The organism is Bombilactobacillus apium (genome assembly GCF_013385145.1).
Taxonomy (GTDB): domain Bacteria; phylum Bacillota; class Bacilli; order Lactobacillales; family Lactobacillaceae; genus Bombilactobacillus; species Bombilactobacillus apium.
Genome location: NZ_JABZEC010000001.1, coordinates 122,988 through 136,270 on the forward strand (window position 1 = coordinate 122,988; position 13,283 = coordinate 136,270).

General features: G+C 39.8%; 12 protein-coding genes. 10 read left to right on the top strand and 2 right to left on the bottom strand.

The window, feature by feature from the left end:
* Positions 1–31 precede the first annotated feature (31 nt).
* The 3 genes from HU830_RS00625 to holA are packed head-to-tail and all read left to right on the top strand — an operon-like array spanning position 32 to position 3,877.
* On the top strand, positions 32–661 hold the full coding sequence (locus HU830_RS00625) for a helix-hairpin-helix domain-containing protein (protein WP_176941885.1): 630 nt from the start codon (positions 32–34) through the stop codon (positions 659–661).
* Positions 654–2,855 carry a DNA internalization-related competence protein ComEC/Rec2 gene (locus HU830_RS00630; protein WP_176941886.1) on the top strand — a complete coding sequence of 734 codons (2,202 nt, stop codon included), beginning with the start codon at positions 654–656 and terminating at the stop codon, positions 2,853–2,855. Before HU830_RS00625 ends, HU830_RS00630 begins: the two co-directional genes overlap by 8 nt.
* Entirely contained in the window at positions 2,852–3,877 is a 1,026-nt protein-coding gene (holA, locus tag HU830_RS00635; RefSeq protein WP_176941887.1) for a DNA polymerase III subunit delta, read from the top strand. Before HU830_RS00630 ends, holA begins: the two co-directional genes overlap by 4 nt.
* Positions 3,878–3,890: 13 nt before the next feature.
* Here holA and rpsT read toward each other — a convergent pair whose 3' ends face one another.
* On the bottom strand, positions 3,891–4,145 hold the full coding sequence (rpsT, locus tag HU830_RS00640) for a 30S ribosomal protein S20 (RefSeq protein WP_176941888.1): 255 nt from the start codon (positions 4,143–4,145) through the stop codon (positions 3,891–3,893).
* A gap of 200 nt (positions 4,146–4,345) precedes the next feature.
* On the opposite strand from rpsT, the gene rpsO reads away from it, so the two are divergent.
* The 5 genes from rpsO to tig all read left to right on the top strand — a co-directional run bounded on the left by rpsO (position 4,346) and on the right by tig (position 10,235).
* Positions 4,346–4,615 (top strand): 30S ribosomal protein S15, encoded by a 270-nt coding sequence (gene rpsO / locus HU830_RS00645; RefSeq protein ID WP_176941889.1) that lies wholly within the window; start codon positions 4,346–4,348, stop codon positions 4,613–4,615.
* Between the two features lie 178 nt (positions 4,616–4,793).
* Positions 4,794–6,497 carry a ribonuclease J gene (locus HU830_RS00650; RefSeq protein WP_176941890.1) on the top strand — a complete coding sequence of 568 codons (1,704 nt, stop codon included), beginning with the start codon at positions 4,794–4,796 and terminating at the stop codon, positions 6,495–6,497.
* Positions 6,498–6,502: 5 nt separating this feature from the next.
* Positions 6,503–7,423: a hypothetical protein gene (locus HU830_RS00655; RefSeq protein WP_176941891.1), complete on the top strand. Its 921-nt coding sequence runs from the start codon at positions 6,503–6,505 to the stop codon at positions 7,421–7,423.
* Positions 7,424–7,602: 179 nt separating this feature from the next.
* Positions 7,603–8,793, top strand: a complete 1,191-nt coding sequence (gene tuf, locus HU830_RS00660) for an elongation factor Tu (protein WP_176941892.1) — start codon at positions 7,603–7,605, stop codon at positions 8,791–8,793.
* 152 nt (positions 8,794–8,945) lie between these two features.
* Positions 8,946–10,235, top strand: coding sequence for a trigger factor (tig, locus tag HU830_RS00665; protein ID WP_176941893.1), 1,290 nt, complete (start codon positions 8,946–8,948; stop codon positions 10,233–10,235).
* A gap of 86 nt (positions 10,236–10,321) precedes the next feature.
* Here the strand turns inward: tig and HU830_RS00670 are convergent, their stop codons facing one another.
* Positions 10,322–11,242, bottom strand: a complete 921-nt coding sequence (locus HU830_RS00670; protein ID WP_176941894.1) for a lactate/malate family dehydrogenase — start codon at positions 11,240–11,242, stop codon at positions 10,322–10,324.
* 131 nt (positions 11,243–11,373) lie between these two features.
* Here HU830_RS00670 and clpX point away from each other — a divergent pair, with 131 nt between their 5' ends.
* Positions 11,374–12,654, top strand: coding sequence for an ATP-dependent Clp protease ATP-binding subunit ClpX (clpX, locus tag HU830_RS00675; RefSeq protein ID WP_176941895.1), 1,281 nt, complete (start codon positions 11,374–11,376; stop codon positions 12,652–12,654).
* Positions 12,651–13,238 (top strand): ribosome biogenesis GTP-binding protein YihA/YsxC, encoded by a 588-nt coding sequence (gene yihA, locus HU830_RS00680; RefSeq protein WP_176941896.1) that lies wholly within the window; start codon positions 12,651–12,653, stop codon positions 13,236–13,238. Before clpX ends, yihA begins: the two co-directional genes overlap by 4 nt.
* Positions 13,239–13,283: the final 45 nt, after the last annotated feature.

Here is a 13,283-nt window from a genome sequence, read left to right on the forward strand (position 1 = left end):
TTTTTTTGTAATTTAAATTGAGGTGAGAATAGTGGCAGATATTAAATTATGGCTAATAGAGCATCGGTCACTTCTGATTACAATAGTGATCATTATCTTTGGCGGCTGCTGGTGGTGGCAAAGTCAACACCAGGAAGTTACGCAGACAGAAGTCCAATTGCCGCAGACAAGTAAGAAGAAGGGAGCTGTAACCAAGAAAGAACGGTTAACAACAGCAGTGGTAGTAGATGTTCAAGGAGCAGTTAAAAGACCAGGAATCTATCATTTATCCGCCCAACAGCGAGTTTATGATGCTTTGCAGCAGGCTGGCGGAACTACGGATCAGGCGCAATTAAAAGGGCTCAATCAAGCTCAAAAAGTCAAGGATCAGACCCAGATTTATGTTCCTAATAAAGATGAGGCTCCTATTAGTTCAAATACCCCCTCTTCCAACAGTACGGCAACGGGGAAGGGCAGTGGAACCGATGCTAAGCAAGTTAATTTAAATACGGCTAGTTTGGAAGATTTACAAAATGTTACTGGAATCGGTCCCAAAAAGGCCGCGGCCATTATCGATTATCGCCAAAATAACGGGACTTTTAGTAAAGTTGAAGATTTGAGTAAGGTTAAGGGTATTGGGACAAAAACTGTGGATAGTATTAAAGACCAACTGTGTGTTTGAGCCGGGCTGGTATATTTTCGTAGCCTTGGCTTTGCAACTAGCAATCACCTTTTGGACGGGAACAAATCGTTGGCTTTGGTTAGGGTTATTTCTGGGGCTGATAGTGGTGGTCTTAAGAGCCCATCAAGTTTTTTGTTTTTTAGTAATGGGGGGCTGTTTTTGGGGTGGGCAATTATTAACTTTCCCTCAACCCCCAAAGCCACCACTGGTCCAAGAAGTGCGAGTTGCTGCTGACCAAATCAAAATTCACGATCAGTGGTTGTCTGGTCAAGGAAAATTAGCTGATGGCCGGGAAATTTTATGGGGCGGACCCTTACCAGCCCATTTCAGACCTTCGGGACAGACACTAATTATTCGAGGAGATTTTACGACTGAAAGAATAACACCCGCAACTAATCCCGGTGAATTTGATTTTCGAAAATATTATCATTACCAAAGAATTGACTTTCGGGCTACGGGAACTAAGCTGAGCTGTCGAGTTGCCACGCAGATGACGGGACTTGAACTTCTGCATAGTTGGCGTTGGCATTGTTTACAGTTTTTAGAGAAGTTCCCCCATTGGCTCCGAATCAATGCTGCCAGTCTTTTATTAGGAGAATTTGATAATCAAGAAACTCAATTGCGACAAGGATTAACCAATCTCGGAATTATTCATATCTTTAGTATTTCGGGGCTCCATGTTTATCTCTTGATAGCCTGGTTGAAAAAAATAGCCTCACGTTTGCGCTACCCCGTGGAATATTTAGAACGAGGACTGCTTTTAGTTTTACCCTTGCTAGGAGTTTTGGCTGGGGGAGGAGTCGGGATTTGGCGAGCTTGTGGCCTAGCGCTACTGCAAATTCTCCGACGCCAGTTAGCTTGGAAGCTATCGCGGCATGACTGCTTCGGACTAGTCTTATTAGGACAAACTTTATTTGAACCTTATGTCTTATTTTCTCTAGCGGGACAATTAAGTTATCTCTTATCTTATGGCCTCTTGGTGATTAAAGTACCACGAGCTTGGCAACGATCCTTATTAATTAATTTTTTAAGTATTCCGATTTTGATTTATCATAACTTTAGCTTTAGTTGGTTGACGGTGGGGGCCAATTTATTAATTACTCCTATTTTTGAAAGTCTAATTATTCCAGTAACAGTGGGAACTTTATTGTTACAGCCCTTTCCGCAAAGCTTATCTTTTTTAGAACAGTGTTTTCAGTTAATCTACCATCCAATTCAAGATTTGGCTGCTGCTAGTTGGTCGCAAATCACGATCGGACAAGTGAATATTGTTTTAATTTTATTTTTATTGGGTTTGACTTTAGTCTGGTTACAACTTTTTCCCAAACCGCTTTGGTGCTTGATTTTAATCTTATATCTTTGTATTTGGGCAGGAAATCGTTATCCTTTACAAGGTGAAGTGAGCATTATTGATATTGGTCAAGGAGATAGTATCTTGATCAGTAGTCCTTATCATCGCTATACTTGCTTAATTGATACCGGGGGAAAGTTGAATTTTGGCCACCGAAATCCTGATAATAATCGAGTCGAACAAATTACGATCCCTTATTTACGACATCAGGGAATTACTCATCTGGATGCGGTTTTTTTGTCACATCAAGATGCTGATCATATCGGTGATTTAGGTGTTTTATTACGTAACTTTCCCGTCCGAAAAGTATATTTTGCTGCGGGAATGGAACGAAATAAAGCCGTAGGTCGGCAATTAAGACCGTTTATTCATCGAGTTAAATATAGTAAACTAAGACTAAATAATCAAAAAAAAGTTGCTCCGCAGTTGAATTTTCGGGTGGTTTGGCCCCGGACACTTTCCCAAGGGCGCAATGAAGATTCTCTCAGCTTGTTATGGACAATTGGGCCAACTAGCTGGTTATTTACCGGGGATTTAAATCGAGTTAATGAACGTCGTCTGTTTCGTTCTCCCGTGAAATTAGACTATTTAAAGGCTGGGCACCATGGCAGTAAGACGGCTAGTGATCCGCAATTTTTAGCGGCAAGTCATCCTCGACTGGTTTTAATTTCGGCAGGACGAAATAATCGCTATGGACATCCTAATCAAGAAACTTTGGCCAATTTAAACCGGCTAGGTATTCCTTATTGGAATACGGCGGAGCATGGAATGTTGACTTATCGTTACTTACCGGAAAAATCAGGACATTGGCAACTTTTTTATAAAGGAAAACTTAAATCATGAATATTAAAGAATTAAAACAGGCTTTACAAACGGAAGTTAAACCCCTTTATCTAGTTCAAGGAACTGAGCAACGTTTATTGCAAGATATTCGTCAATTATTTTTTCAGTTATTAACTCCAGAGGAACAGGAAATGAATTTTGCGGAGTTTGACCTGAATCAGGTCGATATTGAAGAAGCTGTTGGCGAAGCTAATTCGCTCCCTTTTTTTGGCCGGTATCGCTTGATTTTTGTCAATAATCCGGGATTTTTGACCGGTCTACGCAATAGTAGCAGTAGTGAACAAAACCTTACTGTCTTTGAACAATATCTGCAAACTCCCCAAGAAACGACGATCCTAGTTTTATTTGCTCCTTATGAAAAACTGGATCGGCGAAAAAAAATTACCAAGCTCGTTCAAAAACAAAGCTGTGTAGTTGATGCGACTAAGTTGCAGCTATCGGAAATGAAGCAATTGCTAAAGCAAGAATTACAACAAAATGGTCAAGTTATTACTTCTGCAGCTTTGGAACAGCTGGTTTTACGAACCAATGGGGATTATTCATTGGCGACTAATGAAGTCCACAAACTCCAAACTTATAGTCAAAAAAAACCGATTACTCTGGAAATGGTTCAGAACCTGGTTCCCCAAACTTTGGATGATAATGTTTTTGATTTACTAGACGCTATTTTGCAGGGGAATTTGGCGCAGGCAGAAAATTACTATCAGCAGTTGTTAATTTTAAAAAACGATGTGTTAGGTTTGACCGCTTTAGCTCAAAGTCAAATCCGACTTTTATTACAAATTAAGATCTTAACGCAGCGGGGGATGTCACCGGGAAAATTAGCCAGTTATTTACAGGTTCATCCTTATCGGGTTAAATTAGCTTTGCAGAGAAGTCACCACTATCAGGTTCAGCAGTTAAAAAAAGCCTTGCTCAGTCTCATTCAGATTGATTACCGAATGAAAACTGGACAAGGCCAAAAGGAACGGTTATTCGAATTATTTATGATTAATTTTATAACAAATAAAAAGACGGCCTAAGAAGGACGTCTTTTTATTTGTTAATCTTATGAGCTAAACGAGATTTGTCTCGCGCAGCTTTATTTTTCTTAATCAAGCCTTTAGACTTGGCCATATCAATGGCACGAGTTGCTTGGCGATATAAATCTTGAGTATTAGAATCGTTATTAGCAGCAGCTTGTTCAAACTTCTTCATGGAAGACCGCATTGCACTGCGTTGGGCAGTATTGCGTTCGTTAATTTGAGCTGATGTTTTAACACGTTTAATAGCTGATTTGATTTGTGGCATACTATTCACCTCCGTACCAGTTCTCAATACCTTAAAAGTATACAAGAAGCTTCTTCACTTTGCAATATGCTTGCTGGATTCTTCTTGCATTTTTCTAATAGATAAGTTATATTCAATTGTGTGGTTAGCTCAGCTCAGTTGTTCGTCACACCAACGCCAGCTTAGTTGAGCTGAATAATTAAAAAAAGGTGGTAGCGCAAATGGCTATTAGTAAAGAACAAAAGCAAGAATTAATTAGCAAGTATGGACGTAAACCCGGAGATACAGGTTCACCAGAAGTCCAAATCGCAATCTTAACTACTGAAATTAACAGTTTAAATGACCACTTGAAAGCTAACAAGAAAGATCACCATTCATACGTTGGCTTATTAAAGAAAATTGGTCATCGGCGGAATTTGTTGGCTTACTTGCGGAATAATGACGTTAATCGTTACCGTGATTTAATTAAGAGCTTAGGCTTACGGCGTTAGTTTTCTATCTGAAAGGTCCTCTTTTAGAGGATCTTTTTTTTTACCTAAAATTAGTTCTGCCAAGAGTAACAATATAAATTTTCCTTAAACTGTGCTACAATGATTTCAAATTGTCGCCAGTTAGTCAACTTTGACAGTAAATAAAATGAATATTTTAGTAAGTAGAAGGGTGAAAAATTTGGAAAGTTTGAAAATTATTCCGCTCAGTGGTTTGCGGGAAAATGGAAAGAATCTTTACGCAGTGGAGTATGGATCCGAGATTATTCTTTTGGACTGTGGTTTACAGTACCCAGAAAGTGAATTCTTGGGAATTGATGTTGTGATTCCTGATCTAACTTATATTCAAGAAAATATTGATCGGGTGCAAGGAATCTTTTTGACCCATGGTCATGCTGATGCCATTGGCGCTCTCCCGTATTTAATTGGAAATTATGATATTCCAGTCTTTGGTTCAAAATTAACTTTAGAATTAGCCAAAATGGTTATTCGTCATGATAAACGCAGTCGAAAATTTACCGATTTTCATGTAGTTGATGCGCAAACAGCAATTGATTTTCAAAATTTAAGTATTTCGTTCTTTAAAACGACCCATTCAATTCCTGATTCTTTGGGAATTGTTGTCCAAACGCCGGTTGGACAGGTGGTTTATACAGGTGATTTTAAATTTGATCAGTCTGCTTTACCGGCTTATCAAAGTGATTATCAACGTCTAGCTGATATTGGTCGCGAACCAGTCGTGGCTTTATTAAGTGATTCTGCTAATGCTGAGTCACCATATCCGGCGGCAGATGAGCGCGATATCTACACTTATATATTAGAAACTTTTGAGGCCCATACGGGAAGAATTATTGTGGCTTCGGTAGCTTCTAATATTCAACGGATGCAACAGATCTTTACGGCAGCAACCAAAACTGACCGGAAGGTAGTTTTGACAGGACAAGATGCGATTCGGATTGTTCGAGTAGCCATTAAATTAGGTTATCTTCAAGTTCCCGAGGAACTCTTAATTACTGCTCGAGAAGCGGAAAAGATGGCTAAAGATAAGATCGTGATTGTGGAAACCGGCCGGATGGGGGAACCAATTAAGATTCTTCAAAAAATGGCGCACAGCCATCATCATTTTTACCATATTGAGACTGGTGATTTAGTCTTTATTACCACGACTCCTTCACATGCCATGGAGACAACGGTCGCTAAAACTCGGGATGCTATCTTCCGGGCGGGCGGTGAAGTTAAAGCTTTGGCTGATTCCAAGATGTATACTTCCGGACATGCTTCTAAAAACGATCTCCAATTGATGATTAATCTATTACATCCCCAAAATGTAATCCCAGTTCAAGGAGAGTATCGTTTACTGAATGCTCACGCGCAGATTGCTCAAGAAGTGGGACTAGATAAAGAACATATCTTCATTTTGAAAAATGGAGATGTTTTAAGTTGGGAAAAAGGTGAATTTCATTTAGCTCCAGCAGTACAAGCTGGGAATACGATGATTGATGGAATGGGAATTGGCGATATTGGCACCATTGTCTTACGTGATCGGCAATTGTTGTCGCAAGATGGAGTCTTTGTAGCCGTAGTAACCATCGATCGTAAGAAGAGGAAGATCATTTCCCGTCCCAAAGTTACGGCCCGTGGTTTTGTCTATCTCCGCGATAACAAGCAATTATTAAATGATAGTATTGAAGTTGTTACCAAGGCAGTTCAAAATAATTTGGAACATAAAGATTTTGATTGGGCGGAATTAAAACAAGATGTCCGTGAAGATGTGAATCACTTTCTTTGGGAGCAGACTAAACGGCATCCGGTAATTTTAACCGTGGTAATGGAAGTAAATCAAAATCGCCATCGAAATCATAATAAACCCCAGAAATCGAAGTAAAATAGATGGAACAAACTAAATTAAAACAATTAATAACCGCTGCGAAAAAGGCTGAAGCTCAACGCCAATATTCCGCGGCGGTTATTGCTTGGGAACAAGCTTATTTGTTGGAACCTAGCCATCATCTACAATGGAAGTTATTTCGGGTTTTGCACGCCACTGGACAAGACCAAAAAGCGCAAGAACTGGTTAAAGATGATTATGCGGCCTACTTCCAGAAAAAGGAGGAAGGGCAGCTTTTACTCCAAGTATTACTTGCCAATCAAGAATTTATTTGTTACCGTCAGCTCTTGCAGGAACATCAGTTACGGACCGCAACTAATTTAGCAGCTGTAGAATTTCAAGAACAGTTTTTTCGCCAACTAGAGGGTTCACTAATTAAACAACGCCGTCAAGAAGTCTTGGAGTGCGTGACTTTCCCCTTGGCCCGTCAGGTAGAACTAGTTGGTCAACTAAAACATTTGCCGCTCCAAGAATTTCGGGAATTTTTACGGATCTTAGCTTTAAATCCGTACTTTCACCCCTTATTAAAAGCGACTTTATTAGAAGAAGCGGTGAAATTAGCAGAAACAAAGCTCATCAAGGTCAGTTTTTATGGTAAAGTACGTGATTTTTATCCCTCTCAAGCTGTAACTATTAATGCTCTGCCAATTCGTCAACAGCTTCAGGATCAATTGCTTCAACAAGCGCCGGAATTATTAGATGAGGCCCTTGCTAGTATCGGTGCCGAAATTAATTTATTCGTGGCTTTAGTCTATCCGTTTACAGAAGAAGTAATCGGAGATCCTCATTTATGGATTCAAATAATTTTAGAACGCCAAGGTTACCTAAAAAAGCGGCAAACACTTGAAAAAGATCTAAAAGCTGTTAAAGTAGGTAACTGGTTGGATGAATTTAGTCATTTATTAAGTTTATTCAATTTATGAAAAGTGGTTTACATTCCGGTGCAAGCTTTGTATACTACTAAGGGTATATTTTTGGCCGGTAGAACTTTTTTTTTAGAGTCAAAAGTAGTATAATTTCTGCATAAAGAGTTGGTTCGTGCAATGCTCTTTATATTTTTTTGCATTGACAACTCGTTAATGACAAACAGGAGGTTTTTTTAATGGCAGAAAAAGAACATTATGATAGAACTAAGCCCCATGTTAATATTGGTACCATTGGCCACGTTGACCATGGTAAAACCACTTTAACCGCCGCAATTACGAAGGTATTAGCTGACAAAGGTTTGGCTAAGGCAGAAGATTATTCTGATATTGATAAGGCTCCAGAAGAAAAAGAACGTGGGATCACAATCAATACTGCTCACGTTGAATATGAAACTGAAAAGCGTCACTACGCTCATATTGATGCTCCAGGACATGCTGACTATGTTAAGAACATGATTACTGGTGCTGCTCAAATGGACGGTGCAATTTTGGTTGTTGCTGCAACTGATGGTCCGATGCCTCAAACTCGGGAACATATCTTGTTAGCTCACCAAGTTGGTGTTGACTATATAGTTGTCTTCTTGAACAAGACTGACTTAGTTGATGATGATGAATTAGTTGACTTAGTTGAAATGGAAGTCCGGGACTTATTGTCTGAATACGGTTACCCTGGGGACGATGTTCCTGTAATCCGTGGTTCTGCTTTGAAGGCTTTGGAAGGTGACCCAGAACAAGTTAAGGTCATTGAAAAGTTAATGGATACCATCGACGAATATATTCCAACTCCAGAACGAAGCAAGGACAAGCCATTCTTGATGCCTGTTGAAGATGTCTTCACAATCACTGGTCGGGGAACTGTTGCTTCTGGTCGTATCGATCGTGGTGAAGTTAAGATTGGTGACGAAGTTGAAATCGTTGGTTTGCATGATGAATCCAAGACAACAACAGTCACTGGTTTGGAAATGTTCCGGAAGACTTTAGACTTAGGTGAAGCTGGCGATAACGTTGGTGCCTTACTTCGTGGTATTAATCGGGATCAAATCGAACGTGGTCAAGTTTTGGCAAAACCAGGTTCTATCCAAACTCACAAGAAATTCAAGGGTGAAGTTTATATCTTGAGCAAAGAAGAAGGTGGCCGTCATACACCGTTCTTCTCCAACTATCGTCCACAATTCTACTTCCATACCACTGATGTTACTGGTGTGATTGAATTGCCAGATGGCGTTGAAATGGTTATGCCAGGCGATAACGTTACTTTCGAAGTTGACTTAATTGCTCCAGTTGCGATCGAAAAGGGTACCAAGTTCACGGTTCGTGAAGGTGGCCATACGGTTGGTGCTGGTGTTGTTACGGAAATTTTAGATTAATTTTTACGTAACAAACAAAATGGGAGGTCTGGTAAAGCCAGGCTTCTTTTTTTATGGCAAATGCAAGAATCAGAATGGTTAACATTTACAAGCTATTTTATTTAAGGTAAGATAGCTAAGTATGTAGAGATGATCAGTACCGGAGGGATATTATGGCTACGCAAGCTAAATGGACGAAAAATAAGGATCAAGATGGAGAATTATTATTCGAAATCGATGCAGCAACAATTAAGCAAGGCTTAGATACAGCTTTCAAAAAAGTACGGAAGACTTTGAACGTTCCCGGCTTTCGAAAAGGTAAAGTGCCACGAGTAATGTTTGATCAAATGTATGGTGAAGAAGCACTTTACAATGATGCTTTAAATGCAGTCTTACCGCAAGCTTACTCTGATGCTGTTGCTGAAGCAGAAATTAAACCTGTTGATCAACCCCAAATTTCTGTTGAAAGCATGGAAAAAGATCAACCTTGGCAAATTAAGGCTACCGTGGCTGTAGAGCCCGAAGTTAAATTAGGTGATTACAAGGATCTAGAAGTTAAGAAGCAAGATAGTAGTGTCAGTGATGCTGATGTAGATGCTGAAATTGAAAAATTACAGAAGCAACAGGCTGAATTGGTCTTAAAAGAAGACGGAAAGTCAGAAGCTGGCGATACCGTTGTGATTGACTATAAGGGGAGCGTTGACGGCGAAACCTTTGATGGTGGAAGTGCCGAAAATTATTCCTTAGAATTAGGTTCTAATTCCTTTATTCCTGGTTTTGAAGATCAGTTAATTGGTCACCAAAGTGGTGATGATGTGGAAGTTAAGGTAACTTTCCCGAAGGATTACCAAGCTAAGGAATTAGCTGGAAAAGAAGCTCTTTTTGAAACTAAGATTCATGAAATCAAAACTAAAGAATTACCAGAATTGGATGATGATTTTGCCAAGGATGTTGACGAAGATGTTGATACTTTAGCAGAATTAAAAGAAAAGACTAAGAAGAGCTTAGAAAAACAAAAGCAACAAGCTGCTGAAGATGCTGTTGAAAACGAAGCAATTCAAAAAGCGGTTGATAATGCAAGTTTTGAGAAACTACCCCAAGCAATGTTGGATAGTGATATTCAAAGCCAAATCGATCAGTATTTGGGTAACTTACAACGTCAGGGAATTGATCCGAAGATGTACTTCCAGATTACTGGAACCACAGAAGCTGATTTGAAGAAACAATTCAGTGAAGGTGCCGAGAATCGGGTTAAGACTAGCTTGTTATTAGAAGCTATTGTCAAGGCCGAAGATATTAAAGTTACACCTGAACAACGTGAAGCTGAAGTTCAACAATTGTCTGAAGAATACGGAATGGAACCTAAGGCTGTTCAGCAAGCTCTGTCAGATGAAATGTTAGACCATGATATTGCAGTGAAGGCAGCAATTGACTTGATTACAGATTCTGCAGTGCAAAAATAAAATAAGCCCTGTGGCCGTTGCTTCTTTCAAAAATGAGAGAAGTAAAGCCATAGGCTTATTTTTTTAGATTTAATTTTGAAAACAAATTAGTGAACCTTATCATAGTTTGCTTTAATAGCAGCGGCTGATTTATCAAATAATTCTTGTTCAGATTCATTGAGCGGTACAGGAACAACTTTCTCAATGCCATGACGACCGAGAACAGCCACTTGACCGACGAATAGTCCCTTGGCTTCATCGTACGCACTAACTGGAATAGCACGGTGAGAATCGTTTAAAATGGCCTCTGCGGTGACATTTGCTCGAGTAGCAATCCCGTTATTGGTATAAGCTTTCCCCCGATAAACTAAGTAACCGCCGTCGACAATCTTAGCGGTGAGATCATCGAGAGGAAGCTGAAAGTCGGTGATTGGCTGACCGGCAACCTTGACACTTGACCAAACAGGAAACATGGTATCTCCGTGTTCGCCGAAGACATAACCTGTGATATCATGGTAGTTATAACCTGTAGCTGTGGCAACAGCATGTTTCATTCGAGCAGTCTCTAGACCAGTCCCTGTTCCCACAACTTGACTTTTATCTAGACCAATCTCTTCTTGTAAGATTTGGGCAATAACATCACAAGGGTTAGTGATGCTGACAATAACGCCATTAAAGCCAGATGCTTTCACCTTGGGAGCAATCTCGCGGGCAATTTTGCTAGTGACTTGGAGTTCATAGTCACGTTGGCCGCCATGATCGGCTAAAGCTTCGATTTGACCGGCAGAAAAAATAATGACGTCGGCATCTTGCAATTGATCCCAACTTTCGGCATCATAGTCTTGAACGGTAATTGTGGTATCTGTGTCGAGAATGGCAATTTGATCTTGTAAGTCAGCTTGCTCGGCTTTCACTTTGGCCTCTTTTTTATCGACTAGGACAATTTCACCAACATGACCGCGTTGAGCCATGATTAAAGCAGAAGTAGCGCCGACGTGACCAATACCAATAATTCCAACCTTGTTCATTGTAAATTACTCCTTTTCAATATTTTATTGGAGAAAAGCAATTATATGAGTTTTTTTTTACTTTTCTATGACTGTATGCTACTCTTTTTAATACTAAAATGATAGTTTAAATCCCTTTTTGGAGGAAAAATATGTTCGACAATACCGATGAAAATAGTTCCATTGTTTGTTCTTTTTGTGGTAAAAGCCAAGCGCAAGTCAAGCAAATTATTGCAGGGCCTGGGGTTTATATCTGTAATGAATGTGTCGATTTGTGCCAACAGATTATCGCTGATTCGGATGATGACCGCACAGAAGCTCCCAGGGTAGAAGATTTATTGACACCAATGGAAATTATGCAAACTTTAAATCAATATGTGATTGGTCAGGCAGAGGCGAAAAAAAATCTTGCCGTGGCGGTTTACAATCATTATTTAAGAATTAATAATTTAGCAACTAGCTCCAAGGAAGATGCTGCTGAAACCGTGACGATGCAAAAGAGTAATATTGCTTTAATTGGTCCCACCGGTTCCGGGAAGACCTATCTAGCCCAGACCTTGGCCCGGATTTTACAAGTGCCCTTTGCGATTGCTGATGCAACAACTTTAACGGAAGCCGGCTATGTGGGGGAAGATGTCGAGAATATCTTGCTAAAGTTACTCCAAAACGCTGATTTCGATGTTGAAAATGCCCAACGGGGAATTATCTATATTGATGAAATTGATAAGATTTCTAAGAAAAGTGAGAATGTTTCTATTACTCGGGATGTCTCCGGTGAAGGGGTTCAGCAAGCCTTACTAAAGATCTTAGAAGGAACCACCGCTAGTGTTCCGCCTAAAGGTGGACGGAAACATCCCCAACAAGAATTGATTCAAATTGATACCACCAACATTTTATTTATTGTTGGCGGAGCTTTTGACGGAATTGAAGAAATTATTAAAAATCGTTTAGGCGAGAAGACAATTGGTTTTGGAACCGATGATGATCAAGCTCAAAAATTAAATTTAACGGATCACGATAGCATTATGGAACATGTCATTCCGGAAGACTTGATGAAGTTTGGTTTAATTCCTGAATTTATTGGGCGAATTCCGGTAATTACTACCCTAAATGAGTTAACAGCCCAAGATTTAATTGCGATTTTAACGCAACCGAAGAATGCCTTAGTTAAACAATATCAACGACTGTTTTCCTTAAATGATGTTCAATTAGAATTTGAACCAGCCGCTTTACAGGCCATGGCTGACTTAGCAATTGAACGCCATACTGGAGCTCGAGGCTTACGGTCAATCATTGAAACTACTTTGATGGAAACTATGTATCGCATTCCGAGTCGCGACGATGTTAAAAAGGCAGTCGTAACCACAGCTGCGGTCAAACAAGAGCAGGCCCCAAAACTGTATGATAAAGATGGTCAGGTTGTTGCCGCATGAAAATAACTGACGTAACCATGAATCTTAGTGCGGTTAGTGCCCAGCAATATCCAGAACAAGGTTGGCCAGAGATTGCCTTGGCTGGCCGTTCCAATGTTGGAAAGTCATCCTTAATTAACACCTTATTGCAAAGAAAAAATTTTGCTCGAACTTCGAGTACCCCGGGAAAAACTCAAACTCTGAATTTTTATGGAGTTAACGAAGCTTTTTATCTGGTTGATGTTCCCGGCTATGGTTACGCTAAGGTTTCCCAAAAAAAGCGCGCCGAATTTGGCCGAATGATTGAAGAATATTTAACCACGCGCCAGCCCTTAAAGGGGATTGTCATCTTGGTAGATGGCCGCCATCAACCAACGGCGGATGATATTTCTATGTATCAGTTTGTTAGCTATTACCATTTACCAATCTTAGTTGTAGCGACGAAAATGGATAAAGTGAAGAAGAGCCAGTACAATAAGACTTTAAGCCAAATTAAGCAGGGATTGGATTTAAATCAAACGGATCAAATTCAACTTTTTAGTTCGCAGACTAAATTAGGTCGAGAAGAAGTTTGGCAATGGATTGAAAAGCAGATGAAGCATTAAAAAATAGTGAAGCCCAACTAGAAGGACTTCACTATTTTCATAATT

Coding starts and splice junctions, on each gene's coding strand:
- yihA (WP_176941896.1), top strand. CDS start 12,651: ATGAAAATAACTGACGTAACCATGAATCTTAGTGCGGTTAGTGCCCAG.
- rpsO (WP_176941889.1), top strand. CDS start 4,346: ATGGCTATTAGTAAAGAACAAAAGCAAGAATTAATTAGCAAGTATGGA.
- tig (WP_176941893.1), top strand. CDS start 8,946: ATGGCTACGCAAGCTAAATGGACGAAAAATAAGGATCAAGATGGAGAA.
- holA (WP_176941887.1), top strand. CDS start 2,852: ATGAATATTAAAGAATTAAAACAGGCTTTACAAACGGAAGTTAAACCC.
- tuf (WP_176941892.1), top strand. CDS start 7,603: ATGGCAGAAAAAGAACATTATGATAGAACTAAGCCCCATGTTAATATT.
- HU830_RS00655 (WP_176941891.1), top strand. CDS start 6,503: ATGGAACAAACTAAATTAAAACAATTAATAACCGCTGCGAAAAAGGCT.
- rpsT (WP_176941888.1), bottom strand. CDS start 4,145: ATGCCACAAATCAAATCAGCTATTAAACGTGTTAAAACATCAGCTCAA.
- HU830_RS00670 (WP_176941894.1), bottom strand. CDS start 11,242: ATGAACAAGGTTGGAATTATTGGTATTGGTCACGTCGGCGCTACTTCT.
- clpX (WP_176941895.1), top strand. CDS start 11,374: ATGTTCGACAATACCGATGAAAATAGTTCCATTGTTTGTTCTTTTTGT.